The organism is Rosistilla carotiformis (genome assembly GCF_007753095.1).
In the GTDB taxonomy this organism is placed as follows: domain Bacteria; phylum Planctomycetota; class Planctomycetia; order Pirellulales; family Pirellulaceae; genus Rosistilla; species Rosistilla carotiformis.
Map to the genome: position 1 here is coordinate 3,974,674 of NZ_CP036348.1, position 21,926 is coordinate 3,996,599.

Sequence of the window (21,926 nt, forward strand, 5' to 3'; positions counted from 1 at the left end):
CTTGGCGCGTGCGGCACTGAAAATGGCAAGCTAGAAATCCACCAACCGTCGGAGCTGGGTGTGTCCACCTCGAACCACTACACAGTAAACCAAGGGATACGGGGCCTGCGAAACCAACGGTTGAATTCATTTAAACTTCACGTCGGCAGATGGGCAAACCACGCGATGGGAGTCATCGTTCCCCTACTCCGGTGTTCGCGCGCATTCCTTCCTTCTGTTGCGAGATCCATGTCACAACGCCGACGGAACGTTTGTTTTTGAAACGTTCGGAAACCGTCCGCAAAATGAAGGAGAGCGATTCTAAAAGAGGGACACTAGGCTATTGCCAAATCGGCCAATCCCGAGATTTGCGTGTTGGCAACCACAAGGTTATGAATATATTCAGGTGCACGACGACTCGCTGTGAATTTACGAAGTAGCCTCAATCAGGGCTTCCGGCATGCTCTCGGCTTTTTACGGACTGGCCGATCCATTCTGGATGCATCGGATAACTAACGGAAGTTAAAGGTATTGATCAAAAATGAACGTGAATCGATTGTTCGCCTTCCTCTTCATCGTTTCGGCTTTTCAAGTGTCGCTGAACGCGGAATCACCAACCGGCTGGAGTCCCGTGATTCTGCCAACGGGAGCGTATCGCGCCCAAATCCAAGCGATGCCGATTCACGAACGCCCGGGGCGACCGTTTCACATCTATGGGAACACGATCCGATTGATTCACCAATCCAATCGTTCGCAACCGCCGACTCGACCTTTACGGCAGATCGTTTTCGGAACTCCCGTTTGGATCGGACCGCCTGCCCTCCGTTAAATCCCTCCCCCTCGCCAGCCAGCCTTTGATGTATTGGCGAGCGTGTAAAGCGAGGACGGTCTAAATTTGCGAGATGTTCTCGCGCAGGACGAGTGCTTAGTGCATGGAATGACGCGATGCACTCACAGCCCGATCGAGATAAGTCTTTCCAGGCCATCGCTTGGAATCGCCGCTGGTTGAACCAGCCGCCCGAGACGTTTCGGTTCGCGAATCGGATCGCAGAGCGTCGCCATTGTCTGGCCGACACAGGGCTGCACATTTGGATTCGGTAGAAACCAACAACTTAAAACTGGTTGTTCATCGCCGCGGCTCGTTGCGTGAGTGTTGTAAGAACCGATGGAGACCAACTGGACTGGCTCGCGTGCCCCTTGGCAGAATCCCGGCCAATGCCTCCCATTTTGGGAAGAACCGACGCGGCCAACGCGAGTATTTCTTGCGTCAGTTCGGGGCAAAGGCTTTGCAGTGCGATCGTCATATTCCATGGGCTGTGGATGAAGACCTCACCAAGTCCTTGCTGGCATGCGACCAGAATTTGAGAAGCTGCCGCTTCCGCATCCATCGACATCAACGGCAGTGAATCGCCAATGCTGAACCAAGCGTATTCTTCACGATGCTGGCCTTTGAAGTTCGCGTTCCGTGGACTCCCGGTTCGCATCAAGCCGGGACATGCGGTGGTAACAAAAATGTTCTCCTGTTTCAGTTCCGCCCGCATTCCATTAGAAAGCCCTACGAGTGCGAACTTGCTGGCAGCGTAAGGAAGCATATGCGGAACGGCTCGCTTGCCACCGAGTGAAGCGATGTTGACGATCCTTCCCCAGCCAGCGGCTCGCATGTGCGGGAGCACCGCCTTGGACGTGTGCAGCGCCCCCCAACAATTGGTGTTCATCGAGTCGGCGAAGTCATCGAACTCCATCGCTTCGAGGGGGCCCACCGTGATGATCCCGGCGACGTTGATCAGGACATCGACGCCTCCCAACCGATCGACCACTTGGTCGATAAAGCGAGTTACCTGTTCCGGCTTGCGGACATCGCACGCCACTGACATCACCTGGGCGCCGCGATCGCGCAATTGCTCAGCCGCAACGGCAAGATCCTCTTCACCTCGAGCGGTGATCGCGATCCGAGCACCTTGGTCGGCCAGCTGTCGCGCGATGACCAGACCAAGCCCACGGGAACCGCCGGTGATAACGACCCGTTTGTCTTTCCAGTCGAAGATTCGCTTACGGCGAGCGACAGCTCGGGTGATTCTTAATCCCGTATATCCGAGGGCAGCGGAGAGCGCGAGTTTGGAAAAGGTATTCATCGAGTTCGTGTTGGGGATGTGTGGTGTGAAGGGTTCACATCCACCACCGAGCAATCGACGTGCCGAACACAGAACTCACGCTAGTAACGCCGCAACGAGGATGCCGCAGTCAACGCATCGGGCGTTAAAGCCGTGTGTCGGTCATTGAGGCCAGTCGACCGCCATCGCCGCGTCGTAATCCGCTCTGGCGATGTAGTATTCCAGCTTGGCATCGATCTCGTAGATCGCCGCTTCGATCGCGTATTGTTCACGCAATACCACGGCCAACAGGTCGCTTTCGCCCAGGTTGAATTTACGACGTTCGACGTCGGCAATGTAGTCCGACAACCGCGTCGCCTCTTCCGCCTGTTGAAGTCGTTTGTACGCAGCGTCCAAAGCGATGAAGGCCGATTCCAATTCGGCGCGCACCTTGTCGGACGTGTACTGCCGTTTGGCAGCGATCTGCGTCAGCTTGGCGCGTGCCGCTTGCATTTTTCCAGCCGCTTTGCGCCGCTGGGCCGGCGCCTCCACATAAAGTCCCGCCTCCAATTCGAAGGGAGATTTATCTCGTTTGCTACTAGTCGGCGCACCAACATCTTGCGATCCGACCAATTGGGCATCGATCGCCGGCAGCCCCTCATTGCGTCCCTCCGACAAATCGACCCTCGCGCGACGGGATTGCAAATCCAAAGCGGCGAATTCCGGCCTCTCAAGCAACGCTTGAGCGACGTCGGTTTCGAACCGTTCACGTACGACGGCAGTGGGGGAAGGAAACGAGACTTCGATCGCCTCGTCAACAACAATCGGTATTCCCTCGGGCGTCCGATAGAACATCGACAACTTGACGGCGGTCTGCTGTTGCTTGCGTTGCAGGTCAATCAGCTTGGCTTCTCGCTGCGCGATCGCTCGCAGATTGTCTTGCAGCACCGGCGGATCGATATCGCCCAACTCGACCTTCCGCTGCAATTGTTGGTTCCGCGTCGTCGCGAGTTCGAGGGCTTGTTCGCCGATTTTGTATTGCTGCGTCGCAGCGACCCAGCTCCAGTACGTGACGCTGCCGTCCCGGACAAATTGAATCAGCTGGGATCGGATCTCGGGGAGTGCCAATTGGCGATCGTAGGTGGCACGCCACAATTCCGCCCGACGCGCGTCGATCTGTCGATCCTTCAGCAACGGCATGTTAAAGCCCGCCTTAAACTCACCGCCGTCGTTCGTCTGACGTTCCAGATACCAAGGTTGAAATTCACCGCGACCGATGCGGTACCCACCAAACACTTCGCCACCGCGATAAACGGGCGTCTCAAACCCAGCGCCCTGCCGATAGGTTTCGTAATAACCCAGCGGCCCGTTCTCGCTTGATGCCTTTAGTTTTGTATCGAAAGCGCCCCACGCTGCAACCTGCTTGCCCGCGGCGATTTGGTAGTCCTGATAGGCGACTTCCAACAGCGGGAACGTCGCGTGGATCGACGTAACGACTTCGCTAAGCGACACCGCGACGGCCGAATCGGGAGCGGGAGTCGGCAACGGCTCGGCAAGCGTCTCGTCCACTTTGTCGGATGTCGGCCGATCCGTTTCCACGTCGCTGCCGTCGGATGTATCAAACGTCAAACGAAAAGGGAGCGTTTCATGAAGATTTGCTCCGCGAGATTCCGCACCACCGTTGGCGATGGTCTCTTCGTCGGACGCACGAGCGATGGGTTCGCCGACAGATTGCCGCGGGTGCGGTTGGGGCGTGTGAGATGCCAACGAAAACGATGTCGAATCGTCATCGGGGGTTTCTGCGGGCGATTTGGAACTGGCAAGCGTCGCCGTGTCGGTGGAATGGGCGAGCGTCGGAACCGCCGCGAAATTGCTGGATGCATTCGAATCGTCCTTGCCAGCTTTGCAGCCAACAAACACGAATACAATCGACGTGGCACACACCAATGTGATCAACGAGGCTCGTTGTCGATGGGTATCTTGACGAGTCACTGAAAACCATCCAAACCGCAACTTGCAATGAAACCAATTAGTTCGCACTACAGTCACAATCGGTACGCATGGATTTGCAGGCCCAGCCGAGGACGCGTTTTGCCGGTTGTGCCAGCATGGCAAAGCTTAACGCCCGGTTCTGGGCGACTTCGCCTGAATGCTGGCACCCGGTCACGCTAAGGCTTCGGCAGCTTAGGGGGCTTGCTGTTCTTCGGCTCTTCGGTCGAGACAACCGGTGGGAAGCCGTTCATATTCCGCCAGATCTCGTACCACAACGGCACGCGTTCCAGCAGCACCCAGCCGTTGGTACGTACACCTTGACGCAGGAAACGGTCGCTGGGCCACTGCTGCCCCGACTCCTCCGGTTGAACGAGAATCCGGAACTTTCCTTTGCCATCATCGGTGGCATCGACCGAGACCACCTGGCCGCCGAAGGTGCCCACGGCGACCGCGGGCCATCCAGAAAATTGGATCGCCGGCCAACCTTCGAATTGCAATCGCACGTGCCGTCCCGCCTCGACCAACGGCGCGTCGTTGCCATCGAGCCAGATTTGCACCGCGCGGTCGGTGGTATCGGGGACGATCGTGCAGATCACGTCCCCTTCCTTAAGCACTTGGCTGTTTTGATTGGCGGTGATTCGCGTCAAGAATCCGTCGAAAGGAGCCAAGATCTCCTGACGCCGCTGCCGCGCGACCTTCGTCTCGCTGTCGAGCAGGTCCTTTTGGGATTTCGTCAGATCGGATTCCGCCTTCGCGACTTCGCTTTCCGATTTGGCGATGTCCGCGGTCGCCTTGCGGAGCGCTGCGGTGGCGTAATCGATGTCGACCTGGGCCTTCTGTTCCTTCGCTTGCCGATCGCTCTGCTTGCTCTCCAGATCGCTTTCAGCCGACCGAACATAGGCTTTCGATTTCTCGACCTTCGCTTCGGCCTCCTTCAGCTTTCGTTGCGCCGCTTGGAACTTGGATTGAGATGCAATCTTTTCGTCATACAAAACGCGCTGCCGTTCAAAGTCGGCTTGTACCTGCGCAAGGGCCGCCTGATGTTCGGCCAGCTGCTGTTGTTCCGCCTGGATCTTATTCCGCGCCGATTCGATATCCGCTTCCGCCGCCGCAACGACCTGCTTTTTGACTAGCTCATACGCTTTGACTTGCGCTTCGATCGAACTGACGACCATTTTTGCAGCGTCTCGGTTGCGTTCGCTCGCTCGCCACAATGTCTCCGCCGCGGCGACCTGACGTTGCGATGCTTCCATCTGACTCTCAAGTCGGACGAGGTATTCTGGATCGATGTCGGCAACCTCGACGATCAAATCCCCCTTTTGCACATAACCGTTCTCGACGATGTTGTCTCCCAACCGCACGATCCGCCCTTTGATGGGTGTCTGGATCGTTTGTTGCCGTTCGAACGGCGCATAGGCGATTACAGTGCCAGACCCTTTGATCGATTGTTGCCACGGCGCGATCGCCACCACAAACGTGGCGACGATCAACACGACCAACAACACCTTTCCGATACGCCGCGCCAAACGCGACGATCTCGCCAGTCGCAGCGACGGAAAGGCGGATTCGCTGTATGCCGCCGGCGCCAACATCCGGCGGGGTCGGCGTGACAGAAGCGCTTGCGGCGTCGTCGGTTCTTCTGCAGCTATTTTCATCGTGCTACTCCGCCTTGAAAATCGTTGTCCGCAGCGGTCGGGATCCCCAAATCAATCGTTCGTGTAAACCGCGCCGCAATGTCTTCCCGACAGGTCGCGACAATTAACGTCCATGATTGGTGCGGTGCCATCAAATACTCGAGACATTGGTCAAGTTCCGTTCCACCCAAACCATCCAAGACCCCGTCGACTAACAGGAGCCCCGGCTGTCCGATCGTGGCTCGCGCGAGCGTCAGGATCCGCGACTGATTCGTCGATAGCGGAGCGCCATCGCTGGCCAGTACGGTATCGCACCCATCCTTTAATCGTAGCACCGGGTCCAACAGCCCCAAGGAACGCAACACATCGCGAACCTCGGTCGCCGTCACATCGTCACGGCGTAGGTCGACATTCTCTTCGACCGAAGCATGAAAAACTTCAGGACGAGCCATCGCCACTCGGGACCGCAATACGTCGGGACGCAAATCGCGTGGATCGGTGCCATCGATGGTCAAGAAGCCGGCCGACGGACTTCGAAGCCCAAAGATCAAATCCAACAACGTGCTCTTCCCGCTCCCGGAACCGCCATGGATCGCGATCCGTTCGCCTCCTTCGACCGATGCCTCTAACGAATCCAGGATCGCCACGGCGCCATCCCATTTGTAGGTCAACGCGTGCAATTCAAGACTGGCGGGGTGTGTCCCATCCCAAGTCAGCATGCCGTCGTCGCGCTGCGTCTGTAAATCGAACAGCACACCCAACTTGTCGACCGACGCCAACAAGTCATAGAAACTTTCCATGTGCTTTCCAAACTTAGCGAAAGATCCAACGATAACGGTCACGATCAGCTCCGCCGCCACCAGCTGGCCTAGGGTCAATTCTCCCGCCACCACCAACCACCCGCCCAAGCCGAGCAGGACGGTGCTGGAGACCGCTTGAAGGCCCAAAGCGAACAACACCTGTCGCATCACGATCGCAAAATGGCTGCTGCGCGCGGTCAGGTATTGAGCGACCATGCGGTCGGCCCGCACCATCGCAAAATCAGCCCCGCCATCGCTACGAAATGCCGTCGGGCACCGGGCGATGTCTTCCAGCCACCCAGCCATATAATATTTGTGCTTCGATTCCTTGATCGCGCTATCGACGGCACCGCGTCCGAGAACGAACACGATGATTGCAATCGCAGCGACCAGGAAAAGGTCGAACCCAAGCAGCCAGGGATGATAGAAGGCCAGAACCGCCATTCCGATAACGGTGTTAAGGATCAACCCGACGCCATCCAACAGCAATTGCGCGGCGACCTTTTGGATCGTCGTCACATCGAAGAAGCGGTTGACCACCTCGGGAAGGTACTCGCCATCGATCGGCTCGGTTTCCACGCGAGGTAATCGGAAGGCCAAGTCGCCGGCAACGCGAGCGAACAGCCGACGTTGGATGATCTCGACCACGTAGGTCTGCAACGCGCGAATCGCACCTTGGAAACTAAGAAACGTCAACAGGATCGCAGACAGGATCACGATCGGTTGCAAGAAGCGTCCAAACGCCACCGTGTTGACCAACGCCTCCACTGCCATCGGCGAAGCCAGCATCAACAACGAAACGACAAACGCAAACAGTACCACCAACCAAATGTCGGACGATTCCGGTCGCAGCAATTTCCACAAACGCTGGTTCGGCTCTAACTTCTTCCCGGGACCGCTCGCTTCCATCGAAAGCGACTTGTCCGATTGAACCACGACGCAACGAAGATTCCCATCCTTGGCATAATTGCGAAGCATTTTACGCAAGCCCCGTGGAGAGACGCTGTGCGTCTCATCGGAGTCTTCCGTTGCCACCACGACTTGAAACCTCTTACGGTTTGCCCCAACGACTCCAAGCCATTCGGCCTTCCCGTCGTTGGCTTGTTCGCGATAGCAGATCAGTGGCGCTCGTAACGCTGCCAATCGGCAAACTTCCGCGACGGTACCATCGATCGTTTTTGTTCGCAGGCCCAGACTAATCGTCGCCTCGCTGAACCATTTCCACCACAAACGATGGGGATCACCGGGCCACGCCTCAACGACTTCGAACATTGCTCGGCGCGGCGCATCGCGTTCAAGCACGGGGTTTGCGCTGGCCAATTTCTCCAAAATGGAAATAGCGCCGGTACATTGTGATTTGTGTTGTTTCATAAGATGGTGAAAAGTCGTTTCAAAAAGTTCAGCGCCGTCGCCGGACGATCGTCTGCAATCCGCTCCCGAAATTACAATCGATCTCCGGCATCTTCCCTCGTCAAAGCGCTCTCTTTTCTAAGACAGCGTCGCCGATCGTTTTTGCTCCTTCGCTTAGCCGCTGGTCCGCAACCCCGCGGCGATTCCGTTGACGGTCAAGCGAAGCAGGATCTGTTGCTTGTCGCCCGAGGCCGCGTCGGGATCCGATTGCCGCCGACGCCGCAACAATTCCACCTGCAACAGATTTAAAGGGTCGATGAATCGATTGCGAACGCGAATCGATTCCTTCAGCCACGGCGTCCCATCCAACAATTCGCTCCCGCCGCTCAAGGCCAGGATCTGTTGGCGACTGGTTTCATATTCCTGTTGAATCCGGTCGGCGATCCACTTTTCGCCCTCGCTGCCGTCCGTCAAACGCATGTAGTGCTGGAAGACTTGCATGTCCGATTTGGCGAGCGCCAGTTCGGCGTTGTCGACCAGATCGCGGAAGTACCACCACTGCTGATACATCTCACGAGCCACGTCCGGCGCGTCGGCGTTCAATTTCGCCAATGCCGTTCCCACTCCGTACCAAGCCGGCAACAGGCAGCGTGCTTGGGTCCAGGAGAAGACCCACGGAATCGCTCGCAGATCGGACAAGCCTCCCTGCGGCTTACGACGCGAGGGACGCGATCCGATCGGCAGTTGTTCGATCTCGGTCAGCGGAGTCGTGTCGCGGAAGAAGGCGACGAATTCATCCGCCTCCAAAAGTTCGCGGTAGTGAGCCAACGAGACGATTGCCGCACTGTCCAGGCACTCGATCCATGCCGGTTCGGGTGAGCGTTGTGCGTGATCAGCCGCCAACAGCGACGACCAGACAACCTGCTCCAAATGGCGATGCGCAATCGCTTGATCGTCGTACCGGTCGGCGAGCACTTCCCCCTGTTCGGTCAATCGCAACGTGCCATCGAACGTTCCATGTGGTAGCGACAGAATGCTGCGCGCCGCAGGTCCGCCGCCGCGGCCTAGTGAACCACCGCGGCCATGGAAGAACGTAAGCCGCACATCGTGTTCTTTGGCGACCGAGGCCAGCGTTTGTTGAGCCTTGTAGAGATCCCAACTGGCCGCCAGATAACCGCCGTCTTTCGTGCTGTCCGAATAGCCGAGCATGATCCATTGGCGATCATCATGCGCCGCCAAAGCCTCGCGATAGGAACGGCATCGCAGCAGGCTCTCCATGATTTCGGGCGCGGCTTGCAGATCGCTGATCGTCTCAAACAACGGAACCAACGGCGGGACTTTGTAACCAACCGACGGCTTCGACGTATGCCGCCACAACCACAACAAAGTCAGGATGTCGCTGGCCGTCGAGGTCATGCTGACGATCAGCGCCCCGATCCCGGTCTGACCATATCGGGTCGAAACGCGATGCAAAACATCAAACGTCGCCAGCACTTCTTGACTGGTTTCGGAGATCTCTTGAATCGGCAACTGCAGTTGAGGCGAGAGTGTCTTTTCCAATAACGCCATGCGGTCCGCTTCGGTCAAATTTTGCGGAGCGTCGCACAAACCGGTAGCGACCAACAATTCGTCGAGTGTTTCGCGGTGGACTTTCGAATTCTGACGAACATCCAACCGAGCCAGATAAAATCCGAAGGTGCGGATCTGCGTCACCCAAGTTCGCAGGTCTTCGCTGAGGTACTTCGCCGCCACCGTCTGACCAATCGCATCGGCAAGCAGCGAGACATCGGCGAGCAGACCCTCTGCATTGGCATACGCGCCGCGGACTCCGGTGCCGCTAGCCAGCGACATCTTTTCGGTCTGCTTCAACCGCCAACCAATCGTATTGAGCCACAATCGACAGAGTTCGGTCGAAGGAAGGAAGGCTAAATGCGCTTCCAATTCGGGATACTGCTGCGTCGCTTCGTCGATCGCCGCGCGAAGCGTTGGCGGCAAGGGGAGCTGCGTTTCGGAAACGCTCAAGGAGTACGAAAATTGCTCGCAGGTCCGCGAGTGAAAGGCGAGTGCCTCGCGTCGCAACCACTCAAAAGTCGATTCGGTCACTGGAGAGGTGACGCCGGGGTGCCCGTCGCGATCCCCTCCGATCCATGTGCCGAAAGTGATCAATGGCTTTGTCGCGGAAACCTCCGGGCCGAACTGCTGAGCAAGCGATTGGTTCAACTCTTCGGTGATCCGCGGGATCTCGCGCCACAGAACGGGTTTAAAGGAAAGTCCCCGAGCGACTTCTTCCAGTACGGTTGGTCGCCGCGATCGCGTCAGATCGGTTTGCCAAGCCAAGGCGATTTGGCGAAGCAGTTGTTCTTCCAATCGCGATTTTTGTTGCGGGTCCGCCTCGTGATCGATCGACGTCATCAGAGTCCGCAGCAGCGAGAGATGCGTCCGCTGCGATCGTCGCTTCGCTTCGGTCGGATGGGCGGTGAATACCAGTTCGACATGCAATTGATCCACGATCGTTTGCATCGCTTGGGCATCGCGCCCTCCCGATCGCAGCGTTTCGACCGCACTGCCGATCGACTCGGGAACCGGTTTGGGCCACAGCTTGGCCGAACGCTCTTTAAGCACGCGAACCCGAGCGCGATCCTCGACCACGTTCATCAGATCCAGGAACAAACTGAACGCTCGGATCACGACCGCCGATTGGTGTTCATCCAGCTGAGCGATCCGATTGAGCATCTCCTGCTCTGCCGACTCGCTCCCCTCGCGGCGCTCCCACGCCAGCCGCCGTAGCTCTTCCACCAGCTCGAACGCGTCCTGCCCTTCGAAATCCTGAATGATCTCCCCCAGCATCGCACCGAGGTAACTGATCTCATCGCGCAGCTGCGTATCTTTTACATTGTCTATCGATGGGTTCATTCGAAGCTTCAACTGGTTTTCTTAAGGTCTATCAAAAAGGCAAGCCAATCCAATTCTGGCTTTGGTAAGTCGAGATCCATCGAGTGTCCGCCCTCTCGATAATTTCCCATCTCTTTTCTTCTGCGTTTATGGCGACGGTTCTTGAACCGTTTCGGTCGCCACTTTATCCGATTGCAATCGCAAGAAGACTTCGTTTCGACGCAGCGGAGCCGGGGTGAAAGGGGGATCGTAACTGGCATATTCCATCGAATCGCCAGCTTTCAACCCCTTCGCTTCGATCCAACCGCGAAGTTTCTGTTCCGCTTCCTCTCGCATCGTGTCGTTCATTCGACCGGCGAATCGAATCACCGCGAAACGCCCTGCAGGTCGCTTGGTTATGTTCACATCCTGCCGCGAAGGTGCGGGGGTTCCGTCCTCGGCGACCTGCTTCGGAACGACAAAACTCATCATTCCAGCGTCTTGTTCTACCGACGGTTGCATGAATACAGGGGTTGTCATCGAAACCTTCTGTTTTGCTTGATTCGATCCACTGATGTAGCCAAACAACCGCATGAAGCTTCCGTTGCCTCCAGAAGCCCCCATCGCCGTGCTCGCCAAGACAAGCTCGGGGTAGTCGCGAATCTCAAATTCGCCCTCTTTCTCGACAACATCATACGCAGCCGTTTCGTAGTCGGCGCGCCCTTTCCCCGCTAAAAACAATGCCGCCAGTAGTACGGCCAGGCCGATCCCGCTCACTTTTCTCATTTCAAAATCCTTCATCGCACACGAATCGTCGGACGCCCCTGCCCACTTCACCCGGCGTGAAGCATGCAGATGATTCCCCTCGCCAGGATCATAGACGCGACTCAGACGTTGACCAGCGTTTCTTGGCATCGTTCACTACGGAAACCAACACCACTTTGCGGCTCGGATTAAGTGGAAGAATCCCACTTGCGCAAAATTGCTTGCGTGTCGGTACGCCTCGTCGAACGATGCGTTCGAAAGCCAGGACGACACCACGTCATCGCGATGATTGCTACGTGGGGGGCCAATAACCGATCGCCAGCCACTCTTCTGGTGACCACAGAACCACCGTCCAGTCTCGTGTCAAATCAAGCAGAAAAAAATTTGCCGGCCGGCAAAAATAATCCACCACTTAGGGTCGGAACGCGCCCCCGACGTGCGAACAGAACGGCTTAGCAGGGAGCGCCCCTTCGCCACGCTCAACAGCCGTGTTGCGACAAGACGCAAAACCAAAACCTTCGTCACAGAGCCGCAAGGGCTCCTGAGTCTCAACGCGTCGAAGCGATTGCTGCGCGGCTCAGCCAACCATTGCGACGAATGCCCCTCCGAGTCGAACGCTTGAAGCATCCGACGGCCAACGCGTGATGCAATTCAAACCACGTGTCGCTGGGAAATTAGGCCCTCGGCCTGGTCGCCGACACATCGACGTCGGATTGACACTGCCCTGCTGACACATAAACAATGGACACGTCAACGAATCACGACGTGGTGCCGGTCCGGTTTTGCATCGGTTGGTTCACACCAATTTCTACTCATCTTACCCACTGGCCGCTGCTCATGATCCCCGACACAAGTCAGCTAATACGTCCCTGCCTAGTTGGATTCTTCGCATGCGGGCTGTTTGTCGTTGCGAGCATCGCAGCCGACTGGCCTTCGATTCGCGGGCCCCATCACGATGGTTCCGCGGCAATCGACGATACCGAACTCGCCAGTGGACCGCTGCAATTGAAGGTGGTTTGGAAACAGCCGGTTGGCAGTGGCTATTCCGGTGTCGTGAAATCGGGTGGCCTGCTGGTGTCTGCGATGGCAGATGTAGAAGCCGACCAGGAATACGTCTTTGCGATGTCAGCCGAAACGGGGGAGACGCTCTGGAAAGCGCCGACCGGGAAAGTCATGATCGGGGCGAACGGATCGTTTGACGGTCCGGTGGCGACGCCTGCCGCAGATGATGTTCGCGCGTATCACCTTTCGCCTCACGGCATCCTGGCGGCGTATGCATTGGAAGATGGGAGCGTGGTTTGGCAGCACGACTTGAAGAAGGAATATTCCGCGGCATCAAACGTCTACGGATTTGGTGCGTCGCCGATCGTGCATGCTGGCATGCTGATCCTCCCCGTCGGATCCGACGACAGCGCGGTGATGGGATTCGACACGGCAACGGGCGAAGTCAAATGGAAAGCGGGCAAAGATGGCGTCGCGTTCCAGTCCGCTGTGCCGGTTCCGTTCGATGGAGAATCGGTGATTTTCGTCGCAGGGAACACGACGCTGTTCGCCATCGAACCAACCGAAGGAAAAGTCATTTGGTCCCGACCGCACGGCGGAGCCTCGGCTGTGCTTCCGGTTCCGCTGCCTGGTTCAGGACTCTTTATTAATGACATGCGAGATGGCTCCACCAGCCTGAACCTTCAATCCAACGGGGCCACCGAGCGCTGGTCGGGACGCAATATTCGCAACTCCTACTGTGTGCCGGTCATGTCAGGCGGGCTGCTCTGTTCGTATTCCTCCCGTTTCCTCGTCGCCGTCGATCCCGAAACAGGGGACCAACAGTGGCGAACCCGTTCGCCCAGCAACGGTTTCCTCGCGACCGTCGCCGGAAGGTTAGTTGTTGCCACGATCGATGGCTCGCTGCACATCGGCGACGTTTCCGAAGATGGCTACGATGAAGTGACGAAGGTGCAAGTCTTTGAAAAGGGTGACGATGGAACCGATGGACTGATGTGGGCCTTACCTTCGATCGCGGGGCGTTCGATCTATCTGCGCAGCCTCGGCGCGATCGCTCGGATCGATATCCAACCGGGAACGCGGGCCGAATCGGTCGCCACCGAAGGGTCGCAGCTGTCGCCTGGTTTCGCATCGTTCTTGAAAACCGTCGACGCATCGGACAACAAACAAGCGGTCATCGACAGCTATTTGAAAGGCAAGTCGCTGCCGCTGATCGACGGCGATTTCGTCCACTTCATCCTGCAAGGCGACTACACCGACGTTGCCGTGGCCAGCGAACTGTTTGGAATGCGGCAAGAACGGGTGATGCAACGCGTCGATGGAACCAAGTTGTTCTATTTTGGAGTCCGCATCCCCGACGCAACGCGGCTTTCGTACGTCTTTTATGCCGACTACCAACCGGTACTCGATCCGGTGTCGGATCGTCACGTCACCAGCAGTCTGGTCGCGGGCGAGATGGAGCCGATCTTCCGGAAGGCCAAATCGTCGCTTGAACTTTCCTGGTTCGACAAAGGGAACGTCGTCGATGACGAATCGACCGACGTCGATGCCCCGAGCGACAAACTCGCTGGCTCGATCGATGAGACACCATTGCAAAGCGACGAACTGAACCAGACGGTCGACCTCTCGATCTATCTGCCCCCCAACTATTCGCAATCCGAAGACCGCTACCCCGTCGTCTTTGTTCACGATGGCAAATCCGCCATACAAAGTGGCAACCAAGTGGCGATCATCGATCGCTTGATTCAATCGAAAACGGTTCGTCCGGCCGTCGTTGTCTTCATCGACTGGCGGTTCTATCCGATGCAAGGAGCGAAGGGCTATGCCGAGTTCTTTGCCAAAGAGCTGATTCCGATGATCGATCGCGAATACCGCACCTCCGCTGACCGAAAGGACCGCGCGAGCCTGAGCGGCGGATTTGGTGCGTCGCTCGCGCTGATGGCCACGCTTCCGGTAAGCGATCAGATCGGGGCGGTGGGCTGCCATTCCCTGTTCGCGTTTGAAATGATGCACCCGATGTTCCAGCAACTCGCCCAATTGCCGAACGAGCGATGCGAGGTTCTTGTGCAAAGAAGCCGGTATGAATTCCGCAATCCTTCGGAGAACTGGAACATGGGCCTCCAGGCTGTGAATGTCGCAAAGATCCTCGCCGACAGCGGGCACGACGTCACGACCGAAGCCACCGCCACCGGTAGCGACTGGGTCAGTTGGCGGACGCAATCGCCGCGGATGTGGAAGTTCTTGCTGGAACAATGATCGCAACGCCAACTGGCGGACCAATGGGCTTGCGGCTCTGTCTTGGTAGCGTGTCGTGAAAATATTTTTGCAGCGACGCTTCATCTCAACTTCAGGTACGCCGTTCTAAGATGACCTGAAACGATGCCACGGAGGCTCGACCAGAACAAACCTCATCGCGTTGGGTGATCCCATGAACAAATCGTATCGAAAGCCAGCGACAGCCCTTTTGCTGGTCGCCATTGCCACGACCGTCCTTTGGACGACTGGGGCCAGTTTGGCACAGCGTGGCGAAGGTCGCCGCCCACCTCGGCCCGGCGGAGGCGAAAAACCGGAGATCGAAGACACGCTGCGACTGAACGTCTACGCAGACAATTGGTTCTCGCTTTACATCAATGGCGAACTGGTCGCTGTCGATTCGATCCGGTTCATGCCGCACAACGTGATTTCAGTCGACGTCTTCCCAAAGTACCCGATGACCCTGGCGGTGATCGCAAAAGACAACGCCGATGCCAAGACAGGGATGGAATACAACAACACGCAGATCGGCGATGGCGGGTTCATTCTGAAGCTGGCCGACGGCACGGTGACCGGACCGCATTGGAAGGCGAAGTCGGTCTCTTACGGACCGATCGACCGAGACACCCGCAATCCGCGAGTCGTCCACGAAGAGCTCCCCGAGAGCTGGTTCGCTATCGATTTCGATGACTCTTCGTGGCAGGCGGCTAAAGCGTACGACGAACAGACAGTAAGGCCCAAGCGTCCCTTCTACCAATACGATTTCGAAGGGGCGAAGTTCATTTGGGCCGACGATCTGGAACTCGATAACACCGTTCTCTTTCGGTTGACAGTCGATTCACCTCCCGACGGAAGCCAACCGAAGCGGTTTCCCATCCTTGAATCGAACTGATTTGATCTCAACCACAACGTTCCGCCGCGCGTGAACCGAACACTCGGCAACGCTTGCCGCGCGCAAAGAACCATTGAACTCGCCCTCGATAAGTAAGAGAACTCAACATGATATCGACGTTTCGATTATCGCTTGGTCTGGCGTTCGCGATGCTTGTGCCACTCTCCGTGCCGGCGCACGAATGGCATCAGCACCACAGTCACCAACATTCAACGGACCAGCATTCGCACGCTTCCGACAACCATTCCGATCAACGCGATCATTCCCAGACTCCCCAGCCCAAGGTTCAACAGGCGATCGAACAAATCAATACATCGCCTCAATACATTCTGATCGGGACGACATTGGTGAGCACCCAAAACGACGAGCCAGCAATTGCCCAACACTTTAAGAAATTTAACGACCTGAAGGTTCGCTGGGATGCCAACACCCTGTTTGTCGAATCCAATGGCTTACCGGACCACCGAATGATGGTTGGGATCCGATCGTGGCAACAACAAGTGCCACTGCCGCAACCTTTCACCGGCAACAACGCCTGGCAGATTCCTCTGCAACCCAAGTTGGCAGATAAACCGATCTCCGCGAAAGACAATCTCTATCGAGGTGCGATCGCGCTGGCGGTCAACGGAGTCCCGATCTTCAATGCACTCAACAACCGCGGCGACGATGCCTTTCTCGCCGGCGAGCTGGATGAATTTGGCGGCCACTGCGGCAGAGGCGACGACTACCACTATCACGTCGCTCCGGTTCATCTCCAGAAAATTGTGGGCCCCGGCAATCCGATCGCCTTCGCCTTGGATGGCTTTCCGATCTACGGATTGACCGAGGCCGATGGTTCTCCCGTCGGCAAGCTGGACGAGTTCAATGGCCAATTTGATCCCCAGGGGCGATATCATTATCATGCCACGACAACGTATCCTTATATCAACGGCGGGATGCGAGGTGTCGTGACGGTTCGCGGCGATCAGATCGAACCACAGCCGCGTGACTCACCGCTACGTCCCGCTTTGCAACCGTTGCGTGGCGCGACGATCACCGATTTTAAGACGTCAAAAGAACAATCCGTGTTGACGTATCGGCTGCGGGGCCAAACCGGAACGGTTACCTATTCGCCCGTCGATGCGGAGACCTGGAAGTTCATCTACAAGGAACCCGATGGCAACACGCGAACGGAAACGTACAAGCGACGTCCCCGCCAAGACGATCGCCGCGGCGGAGGGCCGCCACCACCGCGGCCCAACGACCGTCGGCCTCCACGCCGGGGTTGATTGATGCGAGTCCTAGTCGTCGAAGATGAGCCCGGTCTACGAGACGCCGTTGCGATGTCGCTGCGAGAAGAACACTACGCCGTCGACGAAGCCGCCGACGGACGGACCGGTCTGCAGAAGGCGAGGCAGTGGAGCTACGATGCGATCGTGCTCGACTTGATGCTGCCGGAGTTCGACGGTTGGGAACTGCTCGCCCAACTGCGGAAGACGCACGCCACGCCGGTGCTCATCCTTACCGCCCGCGATACGGTGGAGGACCGCGTGCGGGGGCTCGATCGCGGGGCCGACGACTATTTGTGCAAACCCTTTTCGCTCTCCGAACTATCGGCTCGCGTTCGAGCTCTGATCCGGCGAAGTCACGGTCAAGCGAAGGCCGAAATCGTCATCGGTTCGGTCGTCATCAACACGGCCAATCGAACGGTTGAAAAAGAGGGACGCCCCGTCGACCTGACGGCTCGGGAATACACACTCGTTGAACTACTGGCCCTCAATCGAGGTGAACTCGTGTCGCGCAGCACCGTTTATGATCATGTCTTCGATGAGAACGAAGACTCGCTCTCGAACCTTGTCGACGTGCACATCTACAACATTCGCAAGAAGCTTGGCAAGAACTTCGTGACCACACGTCGAGGACATGGCTATATCATCGAAACCTAACCTCCCCCGCGATCTCTCCGTCGACGGTCGCCCACAGCCAGCCCACGATTCCCCCAGACGTTCGTTGACCCAATCGATCGCCTGGCGTCTGCAGATGTGGCATGCCGCGATCTTGGTTAGCGTCGTCGTGGGACTTTGCACGGCGTGGTTTCTCCAAGCGCGTCGCGCGCGGCTGAATGAAATCGATGCCGAACTCACCTCCGCAGCGCGCGTGCTCGACGGCAGCCTACGCGGTTTCGATCTGCGGGGCTTCGATACAACCGAGCGCCCGATCAGCGAGCTTCTTGCGGCCGACGACCATCTGCGGCTCTCCCTTCCCCGGGAGCTTGCGGACCGACGCGACAACCAACCGGAACCCTACTTCGGCATCTGGCTGGAAGATGGTCGGGAACTGAAATCGGAGCGGTTGCCGGAACGCTTTTCGCTGGAATCGAGTGAAACGCAGCTCGAAGCGCCCGCGCGACACGGGCCAAACGCGATCCTTCGCGAAGTCCGAATCGTCGGACCGGCGGGATCGCTGATCCTTGTCGGACGAGACATCGGCAGAGAGATAGCCGAGCTCAATCGACTCGCGATGCGGATCGCTGCGTTTGCAATGCTGATCCTCGCGGCGGGGCTGTGCGGAGGATGGTGGCTGGCGCGGTCGGTGCTTCGTCCGATCGCGGCGATGTCCGATGCCGCCTCCCGTTTTTCCGCAGCCGACATGTCGCCGAGGATCAATGTCGTGGAGACCGAGTCGGAGCTAGGTCAACTGGCGACGATCCTCAACGAAGCCTTCGATCGCGTGGAACGATCGTTTGATCAACAACGTCAGTTCGCCGCCGATGCGTCGCACGAATTGCGTACGCCCTTGGCGGTGATCCAGTCTCAAATCGAACTCGCACTGAAACGGGAGCGGACCTCCGAAGAATACGTCAAGACGCTGACAACCTGTAGCTCCGCAAGCAAACGGCTGTCCGATCTCGTCGAATCGCTGCTCACCTTGGCTCGCCTCGACTTTTCGAGCCAGCCGACCGAACACACGTCGATACGAGTCGATCTTGTCGCCGCGCGGTGCATCGACCTGATGCGTCCCGTGGCACAGCAGGCGGAGGTGAATCTTCGCAGCGAACTTGTGCCCGCCATCGTTGTGGGCGATCCAAAGCAAATCGAACGCGTCATCTTCAATCTACTGAAGAACAGCGTCGCCTATAACCGTCCCCATGGGGAGGTGCTGCTTTCCGTAGCCGTTGTTGGACCGTCGGTCGAATTGATCCTGCAGGACAACGGAATTGGGATCAGCGAATCCGACCTCGCTCACGTCGCAGAACGCTTCTATCGAGCCGACAAAGCGCGGTCGCGGGTGCACGGCGGCAGCGGACTCGGCTTATCCATCGCTCAAGGAATCATCGCCAACCACGGCGGCACGATGCAGATCGCATCAAAACTGGATCGAGGAACCACGGTCACCGTCCATCTCCCGCTCGCCAGCAATCGCCCCCGCGATCCTGTAAAGGAACCCGTCGATCTAATTTAGGACAAGCCAGAACCAGCGTGTAAAAACCACACCTCCCCGATGCGTCGTTGATCCGTGTGTTCGGTTCAATAAACACGCCATGGAGAGCGTCCGGCCTTGCAATACTCGCTTACCTCTCGCTTGCACCTAATGCCTTGGCGATCAGGAAGGCTTCCAAGGAGTCGTAGGGACTGTCGGCTTTGAAGTCGGGAGCGGTGACGATGCATTGCAGACCAAGCGGCTTCATCGCTTTCTGCAGCTCCAGTCCCAATCGCACGTGGTGCACCCAGACCGACGATTCGGTCTCGAGATTCACCGGAACGTTGGGACGGCTGTAGAACATGTAAACCGCGGCGGTGTCATCGTCGGAGAGGTGCGAAATCGGCGAGGCGTCTTTCATCAACGCGCGGATCTCGGGCTTGTCGAATTCCGAGTCGTCTTCGATTCCGACAAAGGCGGGTAGGGCAGGACCCGGCTGAAGATCGGGGAGCCCGAACCATTCGCGAAACAGGTGGATGTCGTACGCGGGTTGGCCGTTCATCGCTCCGGCCGCCACAATGCGCGTCGATTGCCGCGCGACCGGATCGTCGCTGCTGGGGTCGGCTAGGTCGTCGTGGAAGGCCAGCCAGAGACTGATTCCCGCACCGGCCGAACCGCCGAAACAGACGACGCGCTGCGGATCGATGTTCCATTGGTCGGCCCGATGCCGGATTGTTTGCAGGCCGCGAGCGGCGTCGTGCATCATGATCGGATAGGGGCCCGAATCGGACAGCCGGTAATTCATCGCGGCAACGGCGACACCGGCATCGAGAAACTTGTCGATCGTGTCGGGGCGAATCAGCGATTTGTCGCCGCCGCGAAAACCACCGCCATGGATGAAGATCACCAGCGGCGTCGGTCCTTTGGCATCGGGGACCGGCCAGAGATCAAACCGCTGCAACGGATGATCGCCATAAGCGACATCGGGAACCGGGGCGACAACCTTGGGGGCGCGACTGCGACGCGTCTGCGTTGACCGATTGGTCGCGTTGGCCGCTTGGTATTCCCGCACCTCCTCCCAGCTCAATTCACCATCTTTGTTCGCGTCGGCTTTGGGGAATCGCTTCAACATTTGCTTCAGTCGCTCTTTCCCCTCCGGTCCAGACCGCTGTTTCTGCAGGTGGGCGGCCAATTCGCGAGCCGACAGGACGCCATCCTTATTGGTATCGCTTTCAGGAAATCGTTTCAGCAAAGCCGCCCGGCGATCGGCAGACGCCCCCGCTGGCCTTTCTGACTCCTGACAGAATCCAGCCGACGCGATCAATGAAGAACAAAGCAGTAGGGCGAAGTTGTATTTCATATTCCTATCAACACTCTAAGAAGGCGAATGTTTCGGTGGAAAACCGATTGTAGCACCTCCAATGTCGTGCGATCGAAAAGACGCCCAGTCCGGTAGTAACCACAACCGCGCACCATTTTTGCCGCGATCGCCGCCACGCAGGCAAGAACCCGATAGTTGACAAAGTCAACCGTCATGCAACAATGTTGACAGTGTCAACTATTCGTGGAGTCCAAGATGACTGAACCCTCGCTCAGCGATACCCTGCACCGCTTGATGCATGCCTACAAACGGCAGCTCCGCGCAGGCATCGAATCGCAGCAAATTTCGCTTCCGATCACCCAACTCCGCGTCCTGAAATGTATCGGCCGGATTCCCGAGTGTACGGCGAGTTCGATTGCCCAGCGAATGAACCAGGACAAAGGGCAACTGGCTCGCCTCCTCAACGAACTGACCGACGCCGCACTCATCGACAAGATGGCGAATCCGCAAGATCGCCGCAGCCACTTCCTGGTTCTAACATCCGCTGGGAAACAGATCCTTGCGAAACTCGAAGTGGTGGAGAAACAGGCGGCGGCGCAAATGACCCACGGTCTAAGTAGCAAAGAAATCAAAACCTTCATCCGCATCGCCGCCGCGATGATGGAGAATTCCGATGACGGCGGCACTTCCAAGAGAGGAACTCAACGCGATGGCTAAACCTACTCCAATCGAACTCGAAGTGATCCGCACGACTTCGCTCACCGAACATATGTTGCGGGTCACGTTTGGCGGCGACGCGCTTGCATCCTTTCCGGAGGATCAGGAGAGCGCCTATATCAAATTGATCTTTCCTCAAGGCGAGGGGAAACGTCCCATTCTGAGAACCTACACGATCCGACATCAACGTCCGACGGAGATCGATGTCGACTTTGCCATCCACGACGCAAAGGGGCCCGCCTTAACATGGGCGGTCAACGCGCAACCTGGAGACCGTATTCTGGTTGGTGGACCGGGGCCGAAGAAGTTGATCCAGCATCAGGCCGATTGGTTTCTGTTAGCAGGCGACATGTCGGCTCTTCCCGCAATCAGCGTCAACCTGAGCAAGCTGCCCGCCGACGCGGTCGGATACGCTGTGATCGAGGTGCCCAGCGAATCCGACATCCAATCGCTAGACCATCCCGAAAAGATGGAACTGCGATGGGAGATCAACCCGCATCCCGATCCCAACGGAGAGTTCCTGCCGTCGAAAGTCGAAGCGTTGCCATGGCTGGAAGGCACCCCCGCGGTTTGGGCCGCTTGCGAATTCAACAGCATGCGGAACCTGAGGCGGCTATTGAAACAGCGAGCCGACCTACCGAACTCCCATCTCTATCTGTCGAGCTACTGGAAGATCGGCCAAACCGAAGACGAACACAAAGTCGCTAAACGCAACGACAGCGAGCAGGACGCCGCTGCGGTTTCCTAGATCCCGTCGAAGGCTTTGCGGATACGAATCGATTCGCTTCCCACAACCACACCTCGACGGGCCGTCGCGCATCAGCGGCGGCCCGTCGGTGAATTCGCCAAAAGAAGGCTCGA

The 21,926-nt window shown here is 57.6% G+C and carries 15 protein-coding genes; 8 read left to right on the forward strand and 7 right to left on the reverse strand.

Translation table 11 applies throughout. The features are described 5' to 3' along the window. The first annotated feature begins 520 nt into the window (after positions 1-520). Positions 521-808, forward strand: coding sequence for a hypothetical protein (locus tag Poly24_RS14360; RefSeq protein WP_231753140.1), 288 nt, complete (start codon positions 521-523; stop codon positions 806-808). Positions 809-1,091: 283 nt separating this feature from the next. Here Poly24_RS14360 and Poly24_RS14365 read toward each other — a convergent pair whose 3' ends face one another. The 6 genes from Poly24_RS14365 to Poly24_RS14390 form a co-directional block, all read right to left on the reverse strand. Next, positions 1,092-2,111, reverse strand: coding sequence for an SDR family NAD(P)-dependent oxidoreductase (locus Poly24_RS14365; RefSeq protein WP_145096502.1), 1,020 nt, complete (start codon positions 2,109-2,111; stop codon positions 1,092-1,094). Positions 2,112-2,252: 141 nt separating this feature from the next. Continuing rightward, positions 2,253-4,061, reverse strand: a complete 1,809-nt coding sequence (locus Poly24_RS14370; RefSeq protein ID WP_197451909.1) for a TolC family protein — start codon at positions 4,059-4,061, stop codon at positions 2,253-2,255. 176 nt (positions 4,062-4,237) lie between these two features. Further along, complete coding sequence (locus Poly24_RS14375) at positions 4,238-5,716, reverse strand: HlyD family secretion protein (RefSeq protein WP_231753141.1); 1,479 nt, start codon at positions 5,714-5,716, stop codon at positions 4,238-4,240. After that, the gene (locus Poly24_RS14380) at positions 5,713-7,866 is read right to left on the reverse strand and encodes a peptidase domain-containing ABC transporter (RefSeq protein ID WP_145096509.1); all 2,154 of its coding nucleotides are present in this window, start codon (positions 7,864-7,866) and stop codon (positions 5,713-5,715) included. Before Poly24_RS14380 ends, Poly24_RS14375 begins: the two co-directional genes overlap by 4 nt. 153 nt (positions 7,867-8,019) lie before the next feature. Continuing rightward, the gene (gene ppc, locus Poly24_RS14385; protein ID WP_145096513.1) at positions 8,020-10,758 is read right to left on the reverse strand and encodes a phosphoenolpyruvate carboxylase; all 2,739 of its coding nucleotides are present in this window, start codon (positions 10,756-10,758) and stop codon (positions 8,020-8,022) included. A gap of 126 nt (positions 10,759-10,884) precedes the next feature. After that, positions 10,885-11,502: an SOUL family heme-binding protein gene (locus Poly24_RS14390; protein ID WP_231753142.1), complete on the reverse strand. Its 618-nt coding sequence runs from the start codon at positions 11,500-11,502 to the stop codon at positions 10,885-10,887. Positions 11,503-12,318: 816 nt separating this feature from the next. Here Poly24_RS14390 and Poly24_RS14395 point away from each other — a divergent pair. The 5 genes from Poly24_RS14395 (at position 12,319) to Poly24_RS14415 (ending at position 19,069) form a co-directional block, all read left to right on the forward strand. Continuing rightward, the gene (locus Poly24_RS14395; RefSeq protein WP_197451910.1) at positions 12,319-14,739 is read left to right on the forward strand and encodes an outer membrane protein assembly factor BamB family protein; all 2,421 of its coding nucleotides are present in this window, start codon (positions 12,319-12,321) and stop codon (positions 14,737-14,739) included. Between the two features lie 172 nt (positions 14,740-14,911). After that, a complete protein-coding gene (locus Poly24_RS14400; RefSeq protein WP_197451911.1) occupies positions 14,912-15,628 on the forward strand; it encodes a hypothetical protein in 717 nt (238 codons plus the stop codon). A gap of 107 nt (positions 15,629-15,735) precedes the next feature. Then, on the forward strand, positions 15,736-16,896 hold the full coding sequence (locus Poly24_RS14405; RefSeq protein ID WP_145096519.1) for a YHYH protein: 1,161 nt from the start codon (positions 15,736-15,738) through the stop codon (positions 16,894-16,896). Between the two features lie 3 nt (positions 16,897-16,899). After that, positions 16,900-17,553: a response regulator transcription factor gene (locus tag Poly24_RS14410; RefSeq protein WP_145096521.1), complete on the forward strand. Its 654-nt coding sequence runs from the start codon at positions 16,900-16,902 to the stop codon at positions 17,551-17,553. 64 nt (positions 17,554-17,617) lie between these two features. Then, positions 17,618-19,069 carry a sensor histidine kinase gene (locus Poly24_RS14415; protein ID WP_197451912.1) on the forward strand — a complete coding sequence of 484 codons (1,452 nt, stop codon included), beginning with the start codon at positions 17,618-17,620 and terminating at the stop codon, positions 19,067-19,069. A 109-nt stretch (positions 19,070-19,178) separates the two neighbouring features. Here the strand turns inward: Poly24_RS14415 and Poly24_RS14420 are convergent, their stop codons facing one another. Next, entirely contained in the window at positions 19,179-20,387 is a 1,209-nt protein-coding gene (locus tag Poly24_RS14420) for an alpha/beta hydrolase fold domain-containing protein (protein WP_231753143.1), read from the reverse strand. A 216-nt stretch (positions 20,388-20,603) separates the two neighbouring features. Here Poly24_RS14420 and Poly24_RS14425 point away from each other — a divergent pair, with 216 nt between their 5' ends. Together Poly24_RS14425 and Poly24_RS14430 are read left to right on the forward strand one after the other, a co-directional pair. Beyond that, entirely contained in the window at positions 20,604-21,065 is a 462-nt protein-coding gene (locus tag Poly24_RS14425; RefSeq protein ID WP_145096527.1) for a MarR family winged helix-turn-helix transcriptional regulator, read from the forward strand. Continuing rightward, the gene (locus Poly24_RS14430; protein ID WP_145096530.1) at positions 21,058-21,813 is read left to right on the forward strand and encodes a siderophore-interacting protein; all 756 of its coding nucleotides are present in this window, start codon (positions 21,058-21,060) and stop codon (positions 21,811-21,813) included. The genes Poly24_RS14425 and Poly24_RS14430 overlap by 8 nt, the downstream gene beginning before the upstream one ends. Positions 21,814-21,926: the final 113 nt, after the last annotated feature.